20 protein-coding genes are annotated in these 22,911 nt (G+C 61.4%); 12 read left to right on the top strand and 8 right to left on the bottom strand.

Annotated features, from left to right (window positions below; translation table 11 throughout):
• Positions 1 to 7: 7 nt before the first annotated feature.
• A complete protein-coding gene (locus KK137_RS10135) occupies positions 8 to 1,153 on the top strand; it encodes an aldose epimerase family protein (protein WP_214536323.1) in 1,146 nt (381 codons plus the stop codon).
• A gap of 40 nt (positions 1,154 to 1,193) precedes the next feature.
• On the opposite strand, the gene KK137_RS10130 is transcribed toward KK137_RS10135, so the two are convergent.
• Together KK137_RS10130 and KK137_RS10125 are read right to left on the bottom strand one after the other, a co-directional pair.
• A complete protein-coding gene (locus KK137_RS10130) occupies positions 1,194 to 2,081 on the bottom strand; it encodes a carboxylesterase family protein (protein ID WP_214536322.1) in 888 nt (295 codons plus the stop codon).
• Between the two features lie 61 nt (positions 2,082 to 2,142).
• Positions 2,143 to 2,637: a MarR family winged helix-turn-helix transcriptional regulator gene (locus KK137_RS10125; RefSeq protein ID WP_214536321.1), complete on the bottom strand. Its 495-nt coding sequence runs from the start codon at positions 2,635 to 2,637 to the stop codon at positions 2,143 to 2,145.
• Between the two features lie 124 nt (positions 2,638 to 2,761).
• On the opposite strand from KK137_RS10125, the gene KK137_RS10120 reads away from it, so the two are divergent.
• Positions 2,762 to 5,188 (top strand): TonB-dependent receptor, encoded by a 2,427-nt coding sequence (locus tag KK137_RS10120; RefSeq protein WP_250893814.1) that lies wholly within the window; start codon positions 2,762 to 2,764, stop codon positions 5,186 to 5,188.
• Positions 5,189 to 5,392: 204 nt separating this feature from the next.
• Positions 5,393 to 5,911: a DUF3237 domain-containing protein gene (locus KK137_RS10115; RefSeq protein WP_214536320.1), complete on the top strand. Its 519-nt coding sequence runs from the start codon at positions 5,393 to 5,395 to the stop codon at positions 5,909 to 5,911.
• A gap of 49 nt (positions 5,912 to 5,960) precedes the next feature.
• Here the strand turns inward: KK137_RS10115 and KK137_RS10110 are convergent, their stop codons facing one another.
• Positions 5,961 to 6,872, bottom strand: coding sequence for a helix-turn-helix transcriptional regulator (locus KK137_RS10110; RefSeq protein WP_214536319.1), 912 nt, complete (start codon positions 6,870 to 6,872; stop codon positions 5,961 to 5,963).
• A 96-nt stretch (positions 6,873 to 6,968) separates the two neighbouring features.
• On the opposite strand from KK137_RS10110, the gene KK137_RS10105 reads away from it, so the two are divergent.
• The 3 genes from KK137_RS10105 (at position 6,969) to KK137_RS10095 (ending at position 9,593) form a co-directional block, all read left to right on the top strand.
• Positions 6,969 to 7,865: a beta-keto acid cleavage family enzyme gene (locus tag KK137_RS10105; RefSeq protein WP_214536318.1), complete on the top strand. Its 897-nt coding sequence runs from the start codon at positions 6,969 to 6,971 to the stop codon at positions 7,863 to 7,865.
• A gap of 56 nt (positions 7,866 to 7,921) precedes the next feature.
• Entirely contained in the window at positions 7,922 to 9,196 is a 1,275-nt protein-coding gene (locus KK137_RS10100) for an MFS transporter (RefSeq protein ID WP_214536317.1), read from the top strand.
• Positions 9,197 to 9,266: 70 nt separating this feature from the next.
• Positions 9,267 to 9,593, top strand: coding sequence for a hypothetical protein (locus KK137_RS10095; RefSeq protein WP_214536316.1), 327 nt, complete (start codon positions 9,267 to 9,269; stop codon positions 9,591 to 9,593).
• Between the two features lie 98 nt (positions 9,594 to 9,691).
• On the opposite strand, the gene KK137_RS10090 is transcribed toward KK137_RS10095, so the two are convergent.
• A complete protein-coding gene (locus KK137_RS10090) occupies positions 9,692 to 10,477 on the bottom strand; it encodes an AraC family transcriptional regulator (RefSeq protein WP_214536315.1) in 786 nt (261 codons plus the stop codon).
• Between the two features lie 71 nt (positions 10,478 to 10,548).
• Here KK137_RS10090 and KK137_RS10085 point away from each other — a divergent pair, with 71 nt between their 5' ends.
• On the top strand, positions 10,549 to 11,460 hold the full coding sequence (locus tag KK137_RS10085) for a DMT family transporter (protein WP_214536314.1): 912 nt from the start codon (positions 10,549 to 10,551) through the stop codon (positions 11,458 to 11,460).
• A gap of 20 nt (positions 11,461 to 11,480) precedes the next feature.
• Positions 11,481 to 12,335, top strand: coding sequence for an ATP-binding protein (locus KK137_RS10080; RefSeq protein ID WP_214536313.1), 855 nt, complete (start codon positions 11,481 to 11,483; stop codon positions 12,333 to 12,335).
• 22 nt (positions 12,336 to 12,357) lie between these two features.
• Here KK137_RS10080 and KK137_RS10075 read toward each other — a convergent pair whose 3' ends face one another.
• Together KK137_RS10075 and KK137_RS10070 are read right to left on the bottom strand one after the other, a co-directional pair.
• Entirely contained in the window at positions 12,358 to 12,981 is a 624-nt protein-coding gene (locus KK137_RS10075; RefSeq protein ID WP_214536312.1) for a LysE family translocator, read from the bottom strand.
• Positions 12,982 to 13,071: 90 nt separating this feature from the next.
• Positions 13,072 to 13,851, bottom strand: coding sequence for a class I SAM-dependent methyltransferase (locus tag KK137_RS10070; protein ID WP_214536311.1), 780 nt, complete (start codon positions 13,849 to 13,851; stop codon positions 13,072 to 13,074).
• A gap of 79 nt (positions 13,852 to 13,930) precedes the next feature.
• On the opposite strand from KK137_RS10070, the gene KK137_RS10065 reads away from it, so the two are divergent.
• The gene (locus KK137_RS10065) at positions 13,931 to 14,722 is read left to right on the top strand and encodes an MmyB family transcriptional regulator (protein ID WP_214536310.1); all 792 of its coding nucleotides are present in this window, start codon (positions 13,931 to 13,933) and stop codon (positions 14,720 to 14,722) included.
• Between the two features lie 43 nt (positions 14,723 to 14,765).
• Positions 14,766 to 15,038 (top strand): PadR family transcriptional regulator, encoded by a 273-nt coding sequence (locus KK137_RS10060; protein WP_214536309.1) that lies wholly within the window; start codon positions 14,766 to 14,768, stop codon positions 15,036 to 15,038.
• Positions 15,039 to 16,113: 1,075 nt separating this feature from the next.
• Here KK137_RS10060 and KK137_RS10055 read toward each other — a convergent pair.
• Complete coding sequence (locus KK137_RS10055; RefSeq protein WP_214536308.1) at positions 16,114 to 17,847, bottom strand: winged helix-turn-helix domain-containing protein; 1,734 nt, start codon at positions 17,845 to 17,847, stop codon at positions 16,114 to 16,116.
• A 308-nt stretch (positions 17,848 to 18,155) separates the two neighbouring features.
• On the opposite strand from KK137_RS10055, the gene KK137_RS10050 reads away from it, so the two are divergent.
• Positions 18,156 to 18,467: a UrcA family protein gene (locus KK137_RS10050; RefSeq protein WP_214536307.1), complete on the top strand. Its 312-nt coding sequence runs from the start codon at positions 18,156 to 18,158 to the stop codon at positions 18,465 to 18,467.
• 101 nt (positions 18,468 to 18,568) lie between these two features.
• Here the strand turns inward: KK137_RS10050 and KK137_RS10045 are convergent, their stop codons facing one another.
• The gene (locus KK137_RS10045) at positions 18,569 to 19,447 is read right to left on the bottom strand and encodes a TauD/TfdA dioxygenase family protein (protein WP_214536306.1); all 879 of its coding nucleotides are present in this window, start codon (positions 19,445 to 19,447) and stop codon (positions 18,569 to 18,571) included.
• Positions 19,448 to 19,837: 390 nt separating this feature from the next.
• Here KK137_RS10045 and KK137_RS10040 point away from each other — a divergent pair, with 390 nt between their 5' ends.
• The gene (locus KK137_RS10040) at positions 19,838 to 22,855 is read left to right on the top strand and encodes a TonB-dependent receptor plug domain-containing protein (protein WP_214536305.1); all 3,018 of its coding nucleotides are present in this window, start codon (positions 19,838 to 19,840) and stop codon (positions 22,853 to 22,855) included.
• The last annotated feature ends 56 nt before the right edge of the window (positions 22,856 to 22,911 follow it).

The following is a 22,911-nucleotide window of genomic DNA, read 5'->3' as shown; positions in this document are numbered from 1 at the left end:
AGAGACGATGAAAAGAGCATCACTGTTGGCCTTGGTTCTGGCTGCCTGGGCCGTTCCGGCTGACGCGGCCACGGCATCGCGCGAGACGTTTGGCTCCTTACCCGACGGGCGCGAGGTTGCCGCGATCGTGTTGACCAACCAGGCGGGAATGAAGGTTCGCATTCTGGCTTATGGCGCGCTGGTGCAGGAACTGACGGTTCCGGGTAGAAGTGGGCCTGCGGACGTCGTTCTGGGCTATGATGGAATTGAGGGCTACTTGGCAGCGCCGAACTACTTCGGCGCGTCTGTTGGCCGCTACGCCAACCGCATCGCGGGGGGCAGGTTCGAGCTCGACGGTAAAGCCTATCAGCTAGCCCGTAACGATGGCCCCAATGCGCTGCATGGTGGGGTAAAGGGTTTCGACAAGCGCTTGTGGACGGTCGGCGACGTGAGCGCGAACGCACAGCAAGCCAGTGTGACGCTGACCTATCTCAGCCCGGACGGGGAGGAAGGCTATCCCGGCACATTGCAAGTCAGCGCCACCTACACGTTGACGGAAAGCAATGACCTGAAGATCGACTATCGCGCAACGACGGACAAGGCGACGATCGTCAATCTGACCAACCATTCCTACTTCAATCTCGCGGGTGCGAATTCTGGGGTGTCGATACTCGAGTCTCTACTCAAGATTCCGGCCGAGACCTTTACCCCGGTCGACGAGACGCTAATTCCTACGGGCGAATTCCGGTCGGTGAGCGGCACTCCGTTCGATTTTCTCACACTCCGACGCATCGGCGACCGCATTCGCGATGGACGTGATGCCCAGCTTCGCTTCGGACGGGGCTATGACCACAACTGGGTGGTCAGCCGGACCGTGGTGGCCGAGCCGCAGGTTCTTGCGTACCTCGAAGACCCGGCTAGCGGCCGAGTGATGGAAGTCCTTTCCAACCAGCCGGGCATCCAGTTCTATACCGGGAATTTCCTCGACGGCACGGTCACCGGGAAAGCCGGCACGATTTATCGTATGGGCGACGCCCTGTGCCTGGAGCCCCAGATATTCCCTGACACACCCAACCAGCCCGAGTTTGGTTCGGCCAGGCTCGATCCGGGCAAGGTCTACCAAAATTCGATCGTATACCGGTTCTCGGTGAAGCCCCCGAGCTCCGGCTCTTGACCTGATAACCCGCCGGCAAAGTCGCCCATCGTTCGAGGGGTCACTTGTCCTTGGTGTGTGCAGCGAAGAAGCGGAAAATGTCGGGCATCCCGTCGGCGATGATGTTGCCATGGTCGCGGCCCGGCATCTCGATGTATTCGTGTTCCATGCCGAGGTCATTCATGGCCGCGGACCAAGTCCGTGTGTTCGCAACTGGGACGACCGGATCCTGATCGCCCTGCGTGATCAAGAGCGGCAGGTGTGCCGCTTTTATCGGGGCGAGGATGTCCTTTTGGTTGGGCTGCATCATGAAAGCCGCAGGCGCGATCGCCGCAATAGCGGCCCACTGGTCGGGGTGTTTCTGGCCAAGGAACAGCGTGCCCGCGCCGCCCATGGAATGGCCCATCAGATAAGTCCGCTTGGGGTCAATGTCGAACTCGCTCCGAGCGAGTGCGAGCACGTTCATCACGTCTTTCTCGGAGAGTTCGGTGAGGTTGGGAGGATCGACGGCACCTCCCCCCATCACGATCACAGGTGAGCCGTACCAGCCGGTGGCGTTATAGCCCATCGGCCCGACTACGATATATCCGCCTTCTTCTGCCAGATCGACCAATCGCCCGCGCACGATGAAATTGGAATCGCCACCATATCCATGAAGCGCCACGATCAGAGGGGCCGGTGTGCCAGGTTTGACCTTCGAAGATACGAATACGGTGTAGGCCAGATCCTCGTTCGTGTCGGCGAAATGATAGCTTCGCTGTTGCACGCGCGGGTCCGGTTCCATTCGCATCGGGAAGCGTGGAGGTCCGTCCGCCTGAGGGGCGCTGGCAGAGGGCTGCGCTGAGCCAGGCTGTGCGATCGCCAGGGCGACCGCCGCAACGGCTGCCAGGGCACCAGAGAAGCTTGCCGGCGAGCTCCCGCTGCGCCGTCCTGTCTGCGAAACGAGCATTTCCCCTCCCTTTGGATCTGCGCCCTTATCTTCGATGATGCGCGGTTTTCCGCGGTGCTGGTTAGCGGTGAATCTTCTTTAAGAGTCGCCGCAGTTCCTTTGTTTCGGCTTCGCTCAGACCGCTGGTGAGCGCGGCGTCAGCTCGGCGAACATGCGCTCTGAGCCGCTCCAGTTCGTCTTCGCCATGCGGCGTGGGGTAAACGCCCGAGTACCGGCGATCTCCGTGGATCTTGCGACGTTCCACGCACCCGCGCTCTTCCCAGAAGTCTACCGCAAGGGTTGTGGCCGGACGCGTCAGGGCAAGCGCCGCAGCTAACTGCGTCTGCTGCAAACCAGGATTTCGGCCGATCACCTCCAAGATCGAGTACCGATGAGGCGTAATTCCGGAATCCCCGAACTCACGGGCCAAAAGGCCGTGCCCCAATATCCAAACGAGCTTGACCGAGAAGCCGGTGAGGTCGGTCAGAATGCCGTGGTCAACCGCACCACCATCAAGCGTAGGGGCCCGATATCTCACCTCGATAAGCGGGTCGGCGGTTTCGGCAGCGCTCCTCATTCTTTGTGCATGCCCCCTACGTCCACCCGACACAAGCCAAACTGTTATTGCACATGAAGGTTATCGGCGATAACAGATATCGACAATAACTAATGTCATCAGGCAGGTTACTTGGGAGATGAAAATGGGGTTCGAGCGGGATAGTCGTGTGCGGCGAAGCGGCCGCCGTCAGTTGATGGTTTCCGGTGCCATCCTGGCCACCGCTTTTTGGGCCACGTTTAGCGCCCCCGTGGCCGCTCAAGAGGAACCCGGGCGGGCTGAAGCAGAGGCCGATGCATCAACGGGGCAGGGCAACGCGATTGTGGTGACCGCGCGCCGGCGGGAGGAGTCGCTACAGGAAACCCCGATCGCCATTTCCGCCTTCAGTCCCGAAGTGCTGGAGGAGCGGCAGATCCACCAGACACAGGACCTCGAGCGGATTACACCCAGCCTCCAGTTCAAGCCCGCCGGCCAGCTGTCGGGTAATAGCGCTGCGTCTGTCGTCTTCATCAGGGGCGTAGGGCAGGTGGACCCAACGGCGGCCGTCGATCCGGGTGTCGGCATATATATCGACGAGGTTTATGTCGGCCGCTCGGTCGGGGGGACGATCGAATTCGGCGATATTGCCGGCGTCGAGGTGTTGAGGGGACCGCAGGGCACCCTCTTCGGGCGCAATACGATTGGCGGCGCCATTTTGGTGCGCACTCGCGAGCCGGAATTCGGCGAGCTGTCCGGACGCGCCCGGTTCCGCGTCGGCAATGACAACCTGTTCGAAGGCTTTGCCGCGATCAATCTTCCCATCACGGACACAATGGCTGCACGCGTTTCAGGCGGCTTTCGCAAGCGCGATGGCTACGTCATCCGCGTGTACGACGACCTGGACCTTGGCAACGAAGACGTGGCGACCTTGAACGGTGCGTTCCGCTGGGAGCCGTCATCAAGCTTCAGCCTCTCGCTTCGGGCCGATTACACCAAGCGCGACGAGAACGGCGCGCCCTTTACCTTCGCCGAGATCAACGAGAAAGCGCCAGTGGCCGCTATCGTCAGTGTGGCGGCTGGCTGTCCGGGCGCGACGATCCCGTTTGCTCCGATAACTCCAGGCGATCCTCGCTTTGGACCGCCATCGGTGCCGCTCATCGACGACGCGCGGTGTGCCAACGATTTCCAGGCTCTAGGAAACTTCGTCAACGGCGGGACCGCCCCCGTGACAAGCACCTCGGAAGTTTGGGGCGTGTCCGGAACGATGCGTTATGACCTTTCCGATGACTTGTTGGTGAAGAGCATCACCGCCTATCGCTCGACCAAATCTCGCGGCATCCGCGACGCTGACAATACGCCGTTCGTGATGATCACGACCGATGTGGGGGGCGAGTCTTCGCAGTTCAGCCAGGAGTTGCAGTTCCAGTACGAACGCGGGATCTTCAACGCTATTGTCGGCGGATACTACTTCGATGAAGACACCTTCGAACGGGCCACCGTGCCGCTGGCGTTTCCGCCTTCGCCCCCGGTGATCTCATCGTTGTTGGCTGGTGGCCCGGGTTCGCGTGACTTGCAGCTATCCGACCTGGAAACGCGATCATTGGCAGGGTTCGGCGAAGTCTCGATCGAGCCGGTCGATGGCCTCGAGCTTAGCGGCGGATTGCGTTATACCGAGGACCGCAAGACTTATCAGGGCACGGTCCTCAACCTTTTTCCCTCGACCCTGCCCGATCCCGATCCGCTACCCACGCTGGCCATTCCCGAAGGCGGACCGCTGTTCATCTATGACCGACCGTTTGTTGAAACGTTTTCCGCACTCACGGGATCGGCGAGTGCCCGCTACGACTTCAACGATTGGCTCAACGCCTATGTGTCCTATTCGCGTAGCTTCAAATCGGGCGGCTTCAACACCCGCTACAACGCGCCTCCGCCCGGCTTCGTGCCGGTCCCCTTCGACGAGGAAACGGTCGACTCCTTTGAACTTGGAGCGAAGATGGACTTCGGCGCGGCGCGCCTGAACCTCGCCGCCTTCCAAACCAACTATGACAACATCCAGCTGATCTTCCGGGAGGGTGTGGTCCCCCTGCTGTTCAACGCCGGCAAGGCGCGGATCAGGGGCTTCGAGGCTGAGTTCAGTTATCGTCCGATCGGGGGCCTCGTGTTCGACGGGGCGCTGAGCGTGCTCGACGACGATCTCCTGGAGATTACCCCGGTACCGGGAGCGACGGCCACGGTCGCCCCAGGCGACGACCTGCCGTTCACTCCGGGATTTCAGGGGAATTTCGGCATTGGCTATGAGTTCACTTTGAACAACCGGCTAACGCTGACGCCCCGCTTCGACGGGAGCTATACCTCCAAGTTCACCTTCATTACCGGCAGCGTGCCGAGCATTGAAGAGAACGGCTACTTCGTCGGCAACGCCTCGGTTGCCCTCGACGTCGACGACCGCTGGTCAGTCACGGCAGGTGTCGTGAATATCTTTGACGAAGAGTACCTGATCCAGGGCAATGCCTCGCTGGGAACGCTCGGGTATGCCGAACGCATGTTTGCCAGACCTCGCAACTGGTACGTCCAGGTCGCCGCCGAATTTTGATCGGGGGGAAGAGCGGGCGGGCGACGACGTCGTCCGCCCGCTCACATCGTCCGGTCTGGGGCCGCGCGAGCCAGCGCAGCCTTGGTGATCGGATTAGAGCGCAGGCCTGTATTTTCCGCGCGGGCTCTGCCAGACTTCTTTAGGAAACAAGGCCAAGCGGACGCCGGCATCCGGCGCTGACTGCTGAAAATGGGGGAATAAGGGATGAGCAAAGCGGCACGCGCAGGTAGTTTGGTTTTTGGCCTTTCAATTCTGCTCGGTTCTACTTCGGCTGTATCTCAGGATACCCCACAGGCCCCGCACCTCGAATTTGCGTTCGAGGAGATCGTATACCTCGGCCAGGCCATCCCCGTTGGCGAAACCCCGCTGGGGAAGAGGAATATCATACCCATCACGGGCGGCACGTTTTCAGGACCCGGCATCGAAGGGACCATCATTGCAGGCGGGTGGGATTGGCAACTGACCCGGTCGGATGGCTGCACCGAGATCAAGGCCGACTATATGATCAAGACCAACGACGACGTTGTTATCAACGTCATCAATGTGGGCGCACTCTGCCCTCCCGAGGCGGGACGAATGACGCCCGCGCGGACCCAGCCAAGATTCGAGGCTCCAAAGGGCAAGTACGATTGGCTCAATCGCAGTGCCTTCATCGGCACTCTGGAAGGCGCCCCGAATGCAGATCGTCCGGCCGTCAGAATTCGCTTCTACAAAGCGGTTTAGGCGGCATTGCCCACTCGGCGCCCAGGCCGACAACGCCTCAAACCTGACGTCAGTGGGTGACGAGCGAACAAAGCTCAAAAGGACTGGTAACCTGCAGCTTGTGATAAGCCCGGCGACGGTATGTCAGAACCGAAGTCTTGGCGATCGAGAGATCCAACGCCGTCGCTTCCACGCTCATCCCAAGGGCCGCCCGCGCGCAGACTTCACGTTCGCGCGCAGTGAGACTCTGGTAACGTGTGGCGAACCGGTCTTCGAGTTGAGCGACGGTGAGTTGCTGGGCCGGCTTTTGGGCCCCGAGGGCGTGCTGCAGCATCGGCAACACGAACGACGCCAAGCCCACTAGCGAAGTCAGCTCAGAGTCGCTGAACTCGCCGTCGGAGTGGTGACGCGCGACGTTCATACCACGCCATGAGGACGCGCTGCGCTGGATAATGGATATCCTCTCGATGATCCCGGCGTCGTCGTAAAACCGCTGTCGCAGGCCGGGCGAGGAGATATCCCGCGGGCGTACCCGCAATAGCACCATGTCGCTGACGGCAGGGGCCGCACTATAGGCATCGGCTACCGGGTCCTGCCGCAGGTAGTGGCTGCTATAAGTGGGGAACATCTCGGCTACGCCGGGTTCGCACGAGAAGTAATGGAGCGAGCTCTCTTCACGGCCCGTGGCCTCAAACAGGTAGAGGCGCCGCGCGCCGGCAGTTAGTGTGAGCACGGAGTCCCTCACCGTAGAGCCGAACTCTTCCGTACCCATCGCCTTGAGCAGTTGCTCGTAGACGGGCGTGATGGCCATCGGCGCTCGCCATTCCCTGATCGGGGTAATGTAAGTCATGCTCTCGCTCCCGCTCCCGCCTGCGGGGTCTACGCCCCGCCAATAGTCATACCCCGATCCCGCCATCCATCGGTCCGGCCATTCGTTCGAGAACGGCATCTTGCGCCATTTCGGCACCCAGACAAACCCCATTGCACGCGCTCGCCTTGTCACACCGAGAGAGGACAGACATCTTCGACCGCTCGCGCCAATCCGCTTGCGCAAGGGCAAGGATCAGGAGGAGCGAAGATGCTCGCTGGCAACAAGGTCATTATCACGGTCGCCTTGAATGGGGGCATGCAGCAGGATCGCGACGGTGCGGTGGTGCCCAAGCAGCCGAGGGAAATCGGAGAGGCGGCCGCGCGCTGTCACGAAGCGGGCGCCGCGATGGTCCATGTCCATGCCCGGGGACCTGACGGTAAGAACAGCGGCGACAAGGCCATCTACGCCGAGATCATCAGGGAGATCCGCGCTCGTTCCCCCATTTTGATTCAGACGACGAACGGCATCGGCGTCCGGCGGGATCCCACGACCGGAAGCTTCATCTGGCCGTCTGACGCCGAGCGTCTCGGTCTGCTTGAGCTTGAGCCTCGCCAGGACTTGTTCGGCATAGCGGGCGGTTCGGCCGATTTCTGGAATCCCGAAGGGGGCTATCCCGAAGAGACGCCATACGTGAACTCGCCCGAACTCCTGCGGCGCACGATCCAGGCGGTCTACAACATGGGTTCTGCGCTGGAGTATGAAGTGGTCGAGGCAAGTTCGCTTCACCGGCTGGTTCGGTATGCCGATGACGGCCTGTTCGATCGCCACCGCAAGAACATGTGGTTGCTTCACGGTGGTGGCTTTGGCGCAACGCCCGCGATCGCGCGCAACGTCATGTTCAACATCGACGAAGGCCTGCGCCTTTTCCCCGAGGCGATCGTGGGGGTCACCGCGACCGGTCGTGACATGTTCCGGATCGTCACACTGGGACTGGCGATGGGCTGTGACCTCGTCCGCGTGGGATTTGAGGACTCCGTGCATCTTCCGGATGGCCGGGTTGCGCGGGACAACACGGAGATGGTCTCAGCGGCACGGAACATCGCCGCACTCTACGGACTCAAACCCGCCAGTGTAGACGAGGCACGGGCACGCTTTGGAATCTGAAACGGCCGGCCCAGCAAAGTGGCTATCGGACCGGCGAAGGCAAGGACACAGGGGGCATGATGGGAACGGCCGCGAGCAAGGCACGAGAGCGGTTCACTTCGAACCAGCTTTGCATCATCGGCGTATGCTCCCTGGTCTACTTTCTGGATGGGCTGCTGCACACGATCATGGGTCCGATGGCTCCCTCGATAGCGAGGGACTTATCGCTCGAGGTCTCTGAGCTTGGACCCATCTTTTCGGCCAACCTCATCGGCCAATGCCTGGGACTGGTGACCTTTCCGCAATTGGTGGGGCGGATCGAACAACGAACGTTGGTGACCCTCGCTGTAGCGGGGTTCGGACTCGTCCAGGGAGCTTCCGCGTTTGCCCAAGACGCGCAACAATTGTTCGCTCTTCGCCTGGTAACCGGGTTCTTCCTCGGTGGCTGCCTGCCGATCTGCCTTGCCATCGTCGTCGATGTCGCACCCGCGGGTCGGCGTGGCCTTGCCTCCATGATGCTGTTCACCGGCTATGGGGCGGGGGCCACTCTCGCCGGGGTCGTCGCGGCGGTATTCTCAGAGCCAGGCGGTTGGCGGATCGCGTTGGGCGTCATCGCGGCAAGCTGCATCGGCGCGACGCTTGCAGCCTGGTTCGGCCTGGCCGAATTGGACAGCCCGCCTGCCCGGGCCGAGAACGCCGGCACAGGCGGCCCTAGATTGAGACGAGGCATCCTGGCTCCAGGATTGGTCCTGGGCACCCTCATGCTGTGGGTGTTGTTCGTTGCCATGCTGATCATTCAGTACTGCCTGAGCTCCTGGTTGCCGACCCTTCTGGTTGAGGTCGGACGCACGCCGGAGTTCGCCGCGCTTTCGGTGACGGTGTTCTCATTGGGGGGAATCATCGCAGCCCTCGGGATCGGAGTGCTGATGGATCGCATCGGCACCTTTCGGGTCCTGATGGCGTCGCTTGCGACTGCGACGGTGCTCCTGGCCGTAACTGGCCAGTTGCTCTCGAGTGCCTCGGACACTCTGCTCATGACGTTGCTGGGGACCGGCGGGTTCTTCTTCCTCGGCGCTTACGGGGGGATCAATGTCGTCCTTGCGGAATTCTATCCGGCGCCGTTGCGGGCTGTGGGCATCGGCTGGGCAAAGACTGTGAGCAGGTTGGGAACCGTAGTCGCCCCGATTGTGATCGGAATAGGGCTTGCTGCCGAAGTGCCCGAGACCTTGATGATGACACTGTTTGCCGTGCCTTGCGCTTTGGCTGGCATTGCACTGACCGCGATCAGGGGGACCCAGCGAGGACGGGCGGCGGTCCAGAAAGAGATTCCGAGCGGTCTGAGCGCAAATTGACGCTCGCTCCAAAGCGGTCTGCAAACCACCCATTGAGGACACGGGATGCCCGTGAGAGAGATCCGCCATCATGGTGGTACTATTTGTCTGGGCGATAGGCCTGTTTGTTCCGCCGGTTGGCGCTCTGCTTTGGTGGAAGTGGTCTGTCGGCCGCTGGTGGATGCATCTGCTGTTCGCACCGGCGCTAGTGGGTTTTGAGTATGTCCTCATTTCCGGCCTGTTCTACGCGACGGGCGACACCGGCGAAGGGCCGCCGGGACTCGGCCTTGCTTTGCTCCCCCTTGCGGCAGTCTTTATGCTCACCGCCGCCACCTATTACACTGCTCTCACCATCAGGGGACTTGCCAGTCTTTCGGGGCGTGGTCACGAAGCCGCCCTTCCTGAGGTTCACGCTTAGTCCGCGTTCCCCCTTCGCGTCCGTCGCCTTCGCCCCAAATGCGGATCTTCGGCTGGCAAGAGCCTATGCCCTTTTCGGCCCTCTGCTTCGCCGCCTATTCAGCCGTAGAAGCAGCTGGGGGGGACGCCAAAATGCCGGCGGAACATCGCCGCGAACGCGCTTTGGCTGGCATATCCGCTATCCAGCGCCACATCGATGATGCGATCGCCCCGCGCCAGACGCTCGAGCGCGAACAGCAGCCGCGCCTGTTGACGCCACTGGCCGAACGTAAGCCCGGTCTCGCGCCGAAACAGCCGCTGGATGGTTCGTCCGGCGACTTTAAGGCGCGCGCCCCACTGATCGACGCTGAGGTCTAAGTCCGGCCTTTCGGCCAGCGTGTCACAGATGTGGCGGAGACGGGAGTCTTTGGGCCGGGGCAGGTGCAGCGGCAACACAGAGAGGCTCTTCAGCTCGTCGAGGAGAAGCTGCATGACCCGATCATCGCGAGAACCCATGGTATAGTCGAGCGGGACGGAAGTTGCGGCGAGGATAAGTTCCCGCAACAGCGAGCCAACCGCGAGGACGCTACTGGAGGCAGGCAGATCCGGGACCGCGTCCGACGCCACGAAGACAGTGCGCATCTTTACGTCGCCGCACATCCGCACCTCATGACTGACGCCCGGTATCAACCAGACGCCGCGCGATGGCGGCACTACCCAGTATCCCGCCTCCGAGCGGACGATCATGACCCCTTCAATCGCGTAGAGAAGTTGAGCCCGCGCGTGGACATGCTCGCCTGTCGACATCCCGTTGGGGTAGTCCGCGGCCAGCGCGGAAACGGGGCGGGTCGTCGTCTCGTGCCGCGCGAGAAGCGCCGCGTCAGGAATGTCGTGTTTGCGATACATAGGGTCCGTATAGCGTGAGACGGACCCGAATCTAAGCCGGTAGAGCTCTGCCGATCGAACCCGGAGCTCTCATGCGCATCGTACCTTACCTCTATCCGACGCTCGCCATCCTGCTGTGGGCGGGCAATGTCGTCGTATCCCGCCTCTCGGCCCATATGATTGGCCCGCAAGCGATCACCTTCTACCGCCTAGTGCTTGCGACCTCGCTGATGACCCTTTTCGTGGGACTGCCGGCGTGGCGTAACCGCTTGGCGTTTCGGCGACAGCTGGCGGAACTTGCCGTCCTTGGCTTCCTCGCTATGTGCCTGTTCCAAAGCCTGTCCTACCTCGCGGCGGAAACCACCAGCGCGACCAACATGGCGGTTTTCACTGCGCTAGTTCCGTTGCTGACCGTCCTGCTGAGCGTACCCTTGCTGGGAGATACGCCCACCACCGGACTGTTGGGCGGGGGCCTGCTGTCGCTCGGAGGCTTGATCTACCTCGTCAGCGGTGGCCACCCCCTGATCCTCGCGCACGGCGGGATTCACGCTGGTGACCTGCTGATGCTGATCGCGGCCCTGGTATACGCGCTCTACGGAGTGCTGCTGAAGCGCTGGCGGCCGAAGCTGCCCGGATGGCAATCGACTTATGGCCAGGCGCTTTGCGCGCTCGCCATCATGTTCCCGGCCTTTCTCGCGACGCCGCCCGAACTGCGCCAGCTCGACGCGCGCACGTTACCGCTGATCGCCTATGCTGGTGGCCTCGCCTCGGTCCTGCTGCCCTTCTTCTGGATCCGAGGTGTCGAGCAGCTCGGCCCCGGCCGGTGCGCGATTTTCATGAACCTGCTGCCCGTGTTCACCGCGGCCATCGCGATCGTTGTGTTGGGAGAGCCGGTGCACCAATTCCACGTCATCGGAGGAGTCATCGTGCTCGCAGGTGTCGCCTGCGCCCAGCGCTTCCGCCAGCCCCTCTCCCGCGTCTCAGATTTGGCGGCCGCGCAATGAGAGATGCCGTCGAGACTCTCATGACCAACCCAGCCGAACTCTCGCTCTTCGTCCGCCTGGTCGAGGCCCTGGAACGGATAGCGCCCCCTCTGCCGAGCTCGGGCCTCGAGGTGGATGCCCCCGGTTACGTCTGGCGGCCGGACGCCAACACGCTGGACGCGGTGAAACGGATTGAGCGAGTCGACCTGTCCCTGTTGCGGACCATCGATGCACAGCGAACCACCTTGCTCGCCAACACCCGGGCCTTTGCCGAGGGCAAACCCGCGAATAACGCGCTGTTGTGGGGGGCACGAGGCACGGGCAAAAGTTCGCTGGTCAAGGCGGTTCACGCCGAGGTTCGCCGCGAAGCGCAAAGCGGCGGGCGGTGCCTGGCACTGGTGGAGGTGCAGCGCGATGATGTCGGCACCCTGGCTCGGCTGCTCGCGCTACTCGCTTTGGAGCCCCATAGGCGCTTCATCATCTTCTGCGACGATTTGTCCTTCGATGCCGGTGAAGCAGATTATAAATCGCTCAAGGCCGTGCTGGATGGCGGGATCGCGGGAAGGCCGGCCAACGTCATCGTCTACGCGACATCGAACCGGCGTCATTTGCTTGCCCGTGAGATGATAGAGAACGAGCGTGCCAACGCCATCCACGCCAGCGAGGCCACGGAGGAGAAGGTCTCGCTCTCGGACCGCTTCGGACTGTCGCTCGGCTTCCACAATGTCGATCAGGAAGGATACCTGACGATCGTTCACAGCCATGCGGCCGCCATCGGCATCAAGGTCGATCCGACCGAGTTGGAGCGGCGCGCGTTGCAATGGAGCAAGGAGCGCGGGTCCCGTTCAGGGCGCACCGCACGGCAATTCATCCAGCACCTACAGGCAGCAGGATGACCGCCGGGAGCGGAGCCCGCTCCTACCTGGCCAGCGCGAGTTTCGCTCCGAAGGCAACGAACACGCCACCGGTAAATCGGTCCAAGGCCTTTACCGCGCGAGGGCGGCGCAAGAGCCGTCCGATTGGTGTCGTGAGGGCAACGAGAACCGCGAACCAGGCCAGCGCCAGGACGACCTGTATGGCGGTAAGCAAGAGCGAGAACGGCACGACGCCAACCCCAGCTGGAATGAATTGCGGCAGGAAGGTGATGTAGAACAAGCCGACCTTGGGATTGAGCATGTTCGTGAGAAAACCCTGCCGCAGTGATTGCCATCCGGAAACTTTCGAGCCCCCGTCATCTATCGCCTCAAAGCTGTCGCGCGGGCGCCAGATGAGCCGCAGCCCCAAATACAGCAGATAGGCGGCACCGGCCCACTTCAGCATTGTGAAAGCGAAAGTAGACGCAGCAAGGAGCGCCCCCAAACCGATTGACGCCGCAGCACCCCAAACGAGACATCCAAGACTGATGCCGGCCGCTGCGAACGCCGCTTGGCGCGCTCCACCGGCCGCGGTCGATCGCAGCACCATGGCCGTGTCCAGGCCCGGCGTTACAGTCAGAACTGAAGCTGCGGCTAGAAAGGCCAGCAAGGCTTGGGCAATGGTCATCCTGGTCCCCAATGGCAGGCAAATTTGCGGTAGGCGGATAACATGGCTTTGGCCTGAACGCCCGGCTTTAGCGCACAGTGGCGCCCCTGGTCATATTGAGCGCGCGCGACACGCGGTCGCCTCCAGCTGCAACGTGTCGAGCGAGAACGAGCCATCCGGCTCGATCGAGAAATAGGTCGCCGTATCGGTCGAAGCCCCTTGTTGCAGCGAGCGGATGGCGATCCGGTGCTGCTCGGGCGTGCGCATACGGTCGACCCAAGACTGATAGTCCATCCGCAACCGCCTCTTCTGCGTGTTGCGCACCCGAAATCCCGCGCGGGCGAGCGCCGCGGTCCATTCGGCTTCCGCATAATTGCGAACATGGGAAGGGTCGCGGAGCAGCTCGACGGCCTGCAAATGAGTGTCGAACACCGGGTGACCGGGAGATACGACGTCGATGAATATCGCGGTTGCGCCAGGTTTCAGGACTCGCCGCGCTTCCCGCAGTCCCGCGTCGAAATCGCGCCAGTGGTGTGCGGAAAAGCGGCAGCCCAGCAGATCGAATGCGGCGTCTCCGAACGGCAAGTTCTCCGCCGCCGCGACACAGGTTTCGATGTTCGAGAGCCCGCGCTGCCGCGCCGTGTCTCGAACGGCATCCATCATCGCTGCCGAAAGATCGATCGCGGTGACGGAACCAGCGTGGCGCGCCAGGCGATAGGCGACATGGCCACCCCCTGATCCAAGGTCGGCGGCCTGCACGGGTTGCTCGCGCTCGGCAGCAGACTCCAGGGCGTCGAGATCCTCGCCTCCGGCATGGACAGGGCTTGCGACATAGGCCGCCGCTTGCGGGCCAAATTGATCTTCGGTGACGGCATCATGGGAACGGGTCATGGCTTTTTCTCCTGGCACTCCTGAACCTCAGCCTCAAACCTGTTACAATGGACAAACTTATCCTGTTATAAGATGAACCATGAAACCAGACGAACAGCGCAAATTGCTCGGGAAGTTTGTCCGCTCGCACCGCGAGCGCATGGTTCCTGACGTGCTAGTTCGCCGGCGCCGAACCCCTGGCCTGCGTCGTGAAGAACTGGCGGCGAGAGCCGGCATCGGCGTCACGTGGTGCGCCTGGATCGAGCAGGGACGAGCGATCCGCGTATCATCCGAAACTCTCGCTCGTCTCGCCACGGCGCTTGCCCTAACTCCCGCGGAACGCGCCTACCTCTTCGAACTGGCGGGACGCCGCGATCCGGCAGCTCCGCCGTCGCCCCCGACTTTTGAAGCGCCGGAATCTGTCTCCGCGCTCGTCGAGGCGTTGCCCTTACCCGCTTATGGGCTGGACCGCCTTTGGAACGCCTGCTGCTGGAACCATGCGGCCGAGAAGCTCTTTGCCGGTTGGCTTGGTGAGGGCTGCGATCGCAACCTGCTGCGTTATACCTTCACGATCCCTTCGGCCCGGAGCTTGTTGCCGGACTGGGAGCAACGGGCGCGCCGGGTATTGGCAGAGTTCCGCGCGGATTGCGCGCGGATGCTGAACGATGCTGCGCTGGATCAGCTCGTCCAACAACTATGCGAGGAATCCGATCTGTTCGCGCATGAATGGCAAGCACAATCCGTGATGGCTCGCGAAGGAGGGTTACGCACCTTCGTGCAACCGAAAGATGGGCCGCTCAGCTATGCTCAGCATACCTTCAGCCCAGCGGAACGGCCGGACTTCAAGTTGGTCGTCCTGATGCCCTCCTCCTTGATTCCTAACTCTACTTAAGATGTGAAAGCCCATGTCTCGCAACCGACGCCCGTCGAAACAGATGTTGGTGCTCTTGGACGCGCTGGCGGCGAGATCGCAGCAATGGCGTCACGGTTACGACCTGATGAAGGAAACAGGTCTGTCATTGGGCACGCTCTATCCGCTGCCCATTCGCATGACCGAAAAAGGGCTTATCGAAGCCGAATGGCGCGAGCCGACACAGGTCGGGCGACCCGCACGCCACGCCTACAGGCTCACGGCGGATGGTATCGCGCTCCCGCAGGCGACCGCCAAACCGTCTACCGCCATTCCGTCCAAAGCTTCCTTCGCATGACGGCGCCCGTTTCGCGGGCCGTGATGTCATTAGCCATTCGCTGCTTGAGCGAAAGTCGCCGCGAGTGGGCCTTCGCCATGCGGGCTGAGTTCGATATGGCCATCGCGGCCTAACCACCTTTCTTGGTGAAGAGAGTGCTCTTGCACCCAACGTCGCAATCCTGCCCTGGTGCGGAATGCCGGATGGCGGTGGGGTCGCGCGCGCGAACGACATGCGCAAGTTCTTTGCCGCGCCGCAGTCGGGAAAGCTGCTGTCCCGGGCTTCCTTCCAGTTGGGCCACCAGCGCCGGCGAGACACCTTGGTACTGCATGGGCATTGTCGTGAACTCGGCTCCCTATCCAAGCTGGGGCGACGGCGGAACGTCATATGGGATGGACGCGGCACTTCATGTCTATCCGGGCCTTGATAGCGTCTTCATCTGCCTCGCTACACGCGACATGGCGTGCAATCGGTTGATCTATGCCTGGGTGCCCAAGATCTACGGATTAACGGAGTAGGAGTCGTCGACGAGGTACCTCTGACGTCCGCGGAAGTTGCGTCGACAGGCGATGTTCCGGGGCAACCATCGCCAAGGGTTCGCCGCAGTCTGTGCTATTCCCGCAGGAGGACGACCTATTCGTCTCCAAACAGGGCTGGCCGGTTCAGCTTGTCCGTGACCCATCATGGGTTCGCGTGACAGGGCTCTCGGTCGCTGGCCGACCCCTCGAGCGCGTTTCACGATGATCGGTAGGTATCGTTCAGCGTATGCCGATTCCCTACCCAATGCCCCACACCCAGCCGAAAGCGCTTTCCGCAGGATGTTTCCAGATTGCCTAGGGCAAGAGGTGGTGCCCCTCGGACGACAGAACTGGGCACTCAATTCACTGGGAAATTTCGGTGCCGCGGCCGTGATCGCGAGGTTTTGTCACCTGTTAGAAGTCCTGATCTGGCCGACAGGGGGCGGTCCGCTTGCGGGCGCGGCTCCAATGAGAGCCGTCAGTCAGCCACTAGCTTCTGAACTATCCGCTTAGGGCTGCCATGGGCGGAAAGCGGACACTCGATAGGTCGTCGGGTAGTTCAGGCCGAGCTTTCAGCTTCACTTGGTCTGAATACCTGCCGCTCTCGGCTGGCAGAAATCGCCCCAGTCCCCGCTTTCGCGCCACAACGTCTCCAGGCCAAGTTCGGTTACAAGCCGCCCAAAGGCATCGGTCTTTCGCGCTTCGGCCATGGCCGGATTCCAAAACGTAGAAACCGCATAGTTGCCGGGTCTGTCCAGAGCCAGCTGCATCAAGTTCATCGCGAGCTCGGGGTGTTTACAGTACCCAGCGTAGAGAGCGGCGTTGACCAGCTGAAAATGGCCACCGTCTCCATATTGGCTGGTCGCCCATTGTTTGACCTTCGCCGAAGGCATCGCGAGCAGAGTCTCGTCCGCTTTGAAAGCCAGAAGATCATCGCCTGTACCAATGCCTTGCTGGCGAGCAAATTGGATTGCAGTCCGTTCATCTCCCAGGCAGAGCTGAGCCCAGAATGCGTAAGACGCGAATGCCAGATGGCGGCCTGGCTCGCTTGCTGCCAACCTGCCGTAGAGCTCGACAGCTTCGTCATACTGTTCCGATTGCAGCAAACCCCAGACGAGCGCCGGATCGTGCCGATATATCGGGTCAATGAGAGCCGCCGAGTCCAGAAAGGCGAGGCCCTTCTTTGTTCGTCCGACACTGAAGGAGTAAAGTGCCAGGAGCTTGGGCAACTCAGGGTCGTTACCTTTGTCGAGCTGGGCGGCGAGTTGCATGCTCTTCTCACATGAGCGGAAGTCTCGCCGATTGTTATAGTACCAGCCGCGCGCGACATGTCCGACCCACAGGCTCGGGTTAGCGGCGACCGCGCGTTGAGTGGACTTGTCCTGCTCAAGCAGCAGTTCCAGCGCCTGCTTCCTCGACACAGCATGGGCTGCGCGGATTCCGTAAGACGTGGACATCGCGCCCAGTGCCTTGATGTAGGCAGGATCGATCGAAATGGCCCGCTCGAGGTAGCGCATTGGGACGGCCTGATCTGGATGAAGCTGATGCACCCTGAATTGCAGGTAGGCAGCGAATGCTTCGGGGTCATCGGTACCACCGTATTCGGCAGAATTCGCACCCACATCGAAGGAGACGCTAAGTGCGTCAGCTATCGACGCCGCGATTTGCTCTTGCACGTCGAACAAGTCGACCAACCGATGATCGAAGGTCTGCGACCACAGAATCTCGCCCTTAGAACTCGACAGCCTTGCGGCCACCCGCAGGCGGTCGCCGTTGCTGCGTAGGGTTCCGTCGATGATGTAGGCGTTTTCGAAGACGTTTGTGCCGACCTTGCCTTCAGGATCTGCGGTGCCGATCCGTAGTTCGGGCATTCGCCGAAGCCTGACGATCAGCTCGTCGGTAATTCCGTTGGCAAGTGCCGCTCCGGTCTGATCACTGCTCCCGCTTGCTGCCAACGTCCGCAATATCACTGGAATGCGATGTTCGTGTTGGCCCAGACGCGGCTCATGCGGCACGGGCACGACGTTTGACTTCGCCGCAAACCCGCTTGCGTCTAATTCAAGCTCATAGCCAATGCTGCGGATGGTCTTGAGTCGATGAGCCTCGGGACCCAGGGCCTTGCGAACGGCTACCATGTGAACCTGGAGTGCGTTCTCTTCGACGACGATGCCGGGCCAGACTGCTTCGAGCAGTTCGTCTTTAGTAACGATTGCGCCCTGAGCTTCGGCCAGAACCGACAAGACGTCCAGCGCGCGCTTGCCGAGAGGCTCACGGCGACCGCCGACAAGCAATTGCCGGTGCGGCTGGAGCATTCGGGATCCAAGTCGAACCTCGTCCAAACGTTCGTCCCCCGGACTATCGGCGGCGAGAGGTTACCATAGGTCGCTTGGCTTGATGAGGAGAAAGCTGGGCCTTCCGGAAGGCCAGAAGTGGACGTCAATCCGTCCAAATACGCCACAAGCTTTCAGGAAAACTTCAGCGAACCTTCACGGAACCGCCAAGGAGCCTGAAGTCCGCTCGTCCTACACCCAACAGGCCGACGGAGCGCTTCTCCTACCAAAGCGCCCCCGAGGAAATGCGGCGGCCACGGCCGTCTCTCAGCTCGAGAAGGACGACTGACATGCGTAACATCATCTTACCGGCCCTGGTCACCTTTACGTTGGCCATAAGTACCGCACCAGCTTCGGCCGAGACCCGCTCGATCCGAGTGCAATATGCAGACCTCAACTTGAACAGCCCGGAAGGTATGGCCACCCTGGAGGGGCGCATTGAAGCAGCCGCCAAGCAAATTTGCGGCAAGGCCGAAGTGCGCCGCGTGCAGGATGGCGTCGACCATGAGCGTTGCGTTCGGGAAACCCAGGCGTCGGTAACTCTCGAAGTCGCGCGACTTACCAACACGAGTCGAACCTTGGCCCTCAGTAACAGCCGTTGATCGGCGATGGGATGCTTGCAATGCGCCGGGACCTCCCCGTACCGGCGCATTCCAGTAGATGGACAACTGTGGCCGACAGCGGAGCGACCCCAACTTAGCTATTATGCAGGCTGGGGTTCCGTTCTGTTGGCCTCAATGGCCGAGACTTCTGGACCATATTCGTTGATGGTCGCTCTGCGCAGATCCCGCTTGTAACGATAGCGTTCGAATGAGGTTGCGCTGTGCATGGTACAGCGATTGTCCCACACAACCATGTCGCCTGGCCGCCACTTGTGAGAGTAGATATATTTCTCCTGCGTGGCGAATTGGTAGAGGTCGTCCAGGAACCTATGGGCATCGTCATCAGGCATTCCTGGGATGGCCACTCCATGCCACCCCATATACAGAGCCCTTCTTCCGTTTGCCGAGGTTCGCACCAGCGGATGGGTCATGCGCGGGTAGTTCTTGCGCATCTCCTCATCCTCGAACTTGACTCCGTTCCGTTGTAACGCGCGAAACAAGTCGTGCTCGACCTTCAGGGTCTCGACCCGCTGCTTCATTTCCGGTGATAGGTCGTCATAAACCGCGCGGGTGTCGATATACTGCGTGTCCGCACCCTCAGGTGGAGTGACATAGGCCAGCAGAAACGACCACTTGGTTGGCCATGAATTGAATGGGCTATCGGTATGGAATAGCTCGAAGTCGGTCGGCTGCGCACCGTCGGGTTTGGGCGGGACGATCTCGCCATCATCGGTCAGGTTGCTGATGTCGTAGAGACCCGCAGTGATGCGTTTGCGTCCGGGCGGCGCCAGCTCGAGTGGACCAAAGGCGCGCGCGAAGTGGATCTGATCCTCGTCCGACAGACTGGCATCGCGGATCACGCAGACCGCGTATTCGGCCATGGCCTGCTCAAAGAACTCGACGGTTTCAGGGTTTGGAGCCGAGGTGTCCAAACCGACGATCTCTCCCACAAAGCGGGGGTGCAACTGATTAATGTCCATCGCCCTAACCCTTGATTTTCTCGCCCGAACGAGCGCTGGTTATCCTTCCCGTGGCCAACGCCTGCTCACAGCCGAGGGGACCTCCAAGCGCAGCGCCGCGATGCCAAAATGCCAATTGAAGCGAGCCGATCTTCAAAAATAGTGTCGTTAATTGGCGGGTGTTCGACTTTGCGGCCGCCAAGGCTCGTCGAGCATACCCTGACGTGCTCGGCCGCGAGCGTGGTGAATTCACAGCACTATTTTACTCCAGTGCGAATGGACCAGACCCTCATGCCGACAAGACGAGGGATGCGCACCGTGGGAATCGCGGGCGGGTCCCATTGGCGAGGATGAACGCCTCCAGGGCGTCTGCATCGCTGATGGTCGACAGGGAGAGGATAGCCGTTTGTCATGACACTTACTTCCTTCACGCCGCGCTGCGGCCTCGCCATTGCTTTGATGGGCAGTGTTTCGGCTCTGGGACTTGCCCAACCGGCTAATGCGCAAAATGCGCCCGCGGTGGACGGCAGTGATGCCCGAGCGGAAAGCGAGGCTGAAACCGCTCGCTCCACGGCGTCGACTGGCTCCGAGAACACCATCGTTGTCACTGGCACGCGCATCGCCGGTGAGGCGCCTGTCGGCACCGCCTTGGTGCAGCTCGACGAGAAAGATATTCAGTCAACCGGACTCACGAGTACCGCTGACATTCTCAACACCGTTCCCTCGATCCTGAAACTCGGCGGCGGTGATAATTACGCGGGTGGTCAGGCGCAGCAGGCAAACACAATCAACTCGTTCTCGTTCAACAAGTCGCCCAACATCCGAGGGCTCGGGGTCGGTGCCACCCTCAGCCTCGTGAACGGCCACCGTGTGCCCTACGAAGGTGGCAACATGAACTCGTTCGACGGGGACAACTTCCCGCCGCAGATGATCGAGCGCATCGACGTTGTGCAGGATGGGGGGTCCGCGCTCTACGGAGCCGATGCCATCGCCGGCACCGTGAACTATATCCTGCGTCGCCCGGAAGACACGCTCGAGGCCTACGCCGGCTATCGCAAGAATGACGGGCAGGAAAGCTGGTACGTCACGGGCATCGCCGGAGTAAGGTGGGATGAAGGGGGAAGCGCCGAAGGGGGCTTCATCGCCTCTTTCCAGCATTCCGACCAGGACGCGTTCGAGGCCTCGGCACGGCCGGATCTCTACAACGACGACCTTTCCCCTTATGGCGGTCCGCCTTCGTCGCTGTACTCGGCGCCGGGCAACGTCTTCGTGAATGGAGCCTACTACGGCATACCGTTCGGCCAGGACGGCACCGCTCTCACGTTGTCAGACCTCACCGCCTCGCCGAACTACTTCAACACCTGGACAGGGATCGAAGTCATCCCTGAGGTCGAGGCCGACCGGGCGTCGATCAATTTCGAGCAGAACATTACCGATTGGCTCCGCGTCTTCGGCGACGCGCTGTACGTCCGCCGCGAATTCGCGATCAACGGGCCCAACTCTTCAACCAGCAATCGCGTGACGAACTTTGGCCAGTTGCCGCGGATTCCCAACAGTAATCCATTCAGCCCCTGCAATCCCAGCCACTATCCCGGTGGTGTCGTTACCGGACCTGCAGACTTGGTGGCAGCCTGCGCCACGGGTGCGATCGGCGTCGCCTACAGCACTGTCTACGACATCGGTCCACCGTCACGAACCGGCACGACGGAAACGTGGACTTATGGCGGCGGCTTCGACATTACGCTGCCTTACGACTGGTCCATCAAGCTCTCCGCCTTCGCCGGCACGCATGACGCGCCGTCCATCACGACGCAGACCGGCGGCGCACCTGCCCCGGATTTCTCGACCTTCAACTTCTTCTGCGATCCTACCGCGTTCGAATGCACCGATCGGGCGACTGCAGCGTCAATCCTGGCGCGTGCCACGAACCTCATTAACCGAACCAAGTACGAGATGCAGGTCTACTCGGCGAGCGCCGACGGACCGCTCTTCTCGCTGCCCGCGGGCGAGGTGAAGCTGGCCGTCGGGGTGGAGCAGTATGAAGGTTCGCTGCTCAACCAGAACAATTTCGGCGGCAACAACTTCAATCCGCGCAGCATCACTTCCGCCTTCGGCGAACTGCTGGTGCCGGTCGTCAGTCCCGACGCCGACCTGCCGGGTATCTACGAACTCACGGTCAACGGTTCGTTGCGCTACGACGATTACAGCGACGCGGGTTCGACGACCAACCCGCGCATCGGTGTGAACTGGTGGCCGATCGAAGATCTCAAGCTTTTCGGAAGCTGGGGGACCTCTTTCCGAGCGCCGGGCCTTGCTGACAACGATCCGTTTTCGCAGACCGGCGTCATCCCGATCATGGTTTCGGGCACGCAAATCAAGTCGGACGTCTGTGCCGCGTGCCAGAGCGTACCGTTCGGGGCGATCTACCAACCGATCGGGGGAGCCAACCGCGATCTGGAGCCGGAGACCTCCGAGACTTACGCGCTTGGTGCCGACTGGACGCCCGCTTCAGTGCCGGGGCTAGTGGTTTCGGCAAAGTACTGGTGGATCAGTTACGAGGGGCAGGTTTCCACGCCCGCCTTCAACGTGGGCAGCGTGAATGCCATCAACCAGCAGATCTACAATTCGCAGATAATCTATAATCCGGCACTGTTTCCCGAGCTTGCGGCCAACAATCCGGTAGCGTTCTTCGGAAACTTTCCCACAATTAAGGCGGATAATCCGGCCTGCGCCGCCGTTCTCGGGCAGCAGGTTACCACGCAGGCGCTCTACGACTCCATGATTGCCTGCTATAACACCGGGGGCGAGACGGGCGGCCTGTTTGGGCCACCGACACCTGCTAGCAACGTGCTCGCGCTTGTCAGCGGACGCCGGATCAACGCCGGCAAGACAGTGGGCGACGGCTTCGACTTCAATCTCGGCTACACGTTCGATAGCGATGTCGGCACCTGGAATCTGGGTGCAGTGGCAACGTACACGCTTGGCTGGAAGGTTTCGCCACTGCCTGGCGCGCCGTTGGTCGAGGAGGTCAACCAACTGGGCTTCCCATTGACCTTCCAGGCCCGTGGCCAGGTGGGATGGGAGCGTGATTTCGCCATTGGGCGGGTCTTCGCAAACGCCTTCGTGAACTTTCGCAATGCTTACGAAATCGACCCGGATCAACTCCCGATCGGCGTGGACGAGCGCTATTCGAAGATCGATTCTTACACCACGTTTGACCTGACACTGGGCTTCGACACGGGAGACGATCGAGGTTCCTGGCTGACCGACAATTTCACCGTGATCCTGAGCATCCAGAACCTGTTCGACGCCGATCCGCCGCTGGTCGTCAACCAGGCGGGTCTGGCGGGCACGGCCATTCGCTTTGACCCCACTTACGGAAGCCCGCTCGGCCGCGTGTTTCAGCTTCAAGTGGGCAAGCGGTTCTGAGCCTACGGCCTGCAGGAGGCAAGCGATGCTATCCCGTTCCGAGGGAAGCGAAGAAT

The organism is Croceibacterium selenioxidans (genome assembly GCF_018599195.1).
GTDB classification, from domain to species: domain Bacteria; phylum Pseudomonadota; class Alphaproteobacteria; order Sphingomonadales; family Sphingomonadaceae; genus Croceibacterium_A; species Croceibacterium_A selenioxidans.
This window is presented reverse-complemented; position numbering and strand designations above follow the sequence as displayed.

Excerpts from the sequence above, each read along its gene's own strand:
- KK137_RS10135 (WP_214536323.1), top strand. The coding sequence starts at position 8 with ATGAAAAGAGCATCACTGTTGGCCTTGGTTCTGGCTGCCTGGGCCGTT.
- KK137_RS10130 (WP_214536322.1), bottom strand. The coding sequence starts at position 2,081 with ATGCTCGTTTCGCAGACAGGACGGCGCAGCGGGAGCTCGCCGGCAAGC.
- KK137_RS10125 (WP_214536321.1), bottom strand. The coding sequence starts at position 2,637 with ATGAGGAGCGCTGCCGAAACCGCCGACCCGCTTATCGAGGTGAGATAT.
- KK137_RS10120 (WP_250893814.1), top strand. The coding sequence starts at position 2,762 with ATGGGGTTCGAGCGGGATAGTCGTGTGCGGCGAAGCGGCCGCCGTCAG.
- KK137_RS10115 (WP_214536320.1), top strand. The coding sequence starts at position 5,393 with ATGAGCAAAGCGGCACGCGCAGGTAGTTTGGTTTTTGGCCTTTCAATT.
- KK137_RS10110 (WP_214536319.1), bottom strand. The coding sequence starts at position 6,872 with ATGGGGTTTGTCTGGGTGCCGAAATGGCGCAAGATGCCGTTCTCGAAC.
- KK137_RS10105 (WP_214536318.1), top strand. The coding sequence starts at position 6,969 with ATGCTCGCTGGCAACAAGGTCATTATCACGGTCGCCTTGAATGGGGGC.
- KK137_RS10100 (WP_214536317.1), top strand. The coding sequence starts at position 7,922 with ATGATGGGAACGGCCGCGAGCAAGGCACGAGAGCGGTTCACTTCGAAC.
- KK137_RS10095 (WP_214536316.1), top strand. The coding sequence starts at position 9,267 with ATGGTGGTACTATTTGTCTGGGCGATAGGCCTGTTTGTTCCGCCGGTT.
- KK137_RS10090 (WP_214536315.1), bottom strand. The coding sequence starts at position 10,477 with ATGTATCGCAAACACGACATTCCTGACGCGGCGCTTCTCGCGCGGCAC.
- KK137_RS10085 (WP_214536314.1), top strand. The coding sequence starts at position 10,549 with ATGCGCATCGTACCTTACCTCTATCCGACGCTCGCCATCCTGCTGTGG.
- KK137_RS10080 (WP_214536313.1), top strand. The coding sequence starts at position 11,481 with ATGACCAACCCAGCCGAACTCTCGCTCTTCGTCCGCCTGGTCGAGGCC.
- KK137_RS10075 (WP_214536312.1), bottom strand. The coding sequence starts at position 12,981 with ATGACCATTGCCCAAGCCTTGCTGGCCTTTCTAGCCGCAGCTTCAGTT.
- KK137_RS10070 (WP_214536311.1), bottom strand. The coding sequence starts at position 13,851 with ATGACCCGTTCCCATGATGCCGTCACCGAAGATCAATTTGGCCCGCAA.
- KK137_RS10065 (WP_214536310.1), top strand. The coding sequence starts at position 13,931 with ATGAAACCAGACGAACAGCGCAAATTGCTCGGGAAGTTTGTCCGCTCG.
- KK137_RS10060 (WP_214536309.1), top strand. The coding sequence starts at position 14,766 with ATGTTGGTGCTCTTGGACGCGCTGGCGGCGAGATCGCAGCAATGGCGT.
- KK137_RS10055 (WP_214536308.1), bottom strand. The coding sequence starts at position 17,847 with ATGCTCCAGCCGCACCGGCAATTGCTTGTCGGCGGTCGCCGTGAGCCT.
- KK137_RS10050 (WP_214536307.1), top strand. The coding sequence starts at position 18,156 with ATGCGTAACATCATCTTACCGGCCCTGGTCACCTTTACGTTGGCCATA.
- KK137_RS10045 (WP_214536306.1), bottom strand. The coding sequence starts at position 19,447 with ATGGACATTAATCAGTTGCACCCCCGCTTTGTGGGAGAGATCGTCGGT.
- KK137_RS10040 (WP_214536305.1), top strand. The coding sequence starts at position 19,838 with ATGACACTTACTTCCTTCACGCCGCGCTGCGGCCTCGCCATTGCTTTG.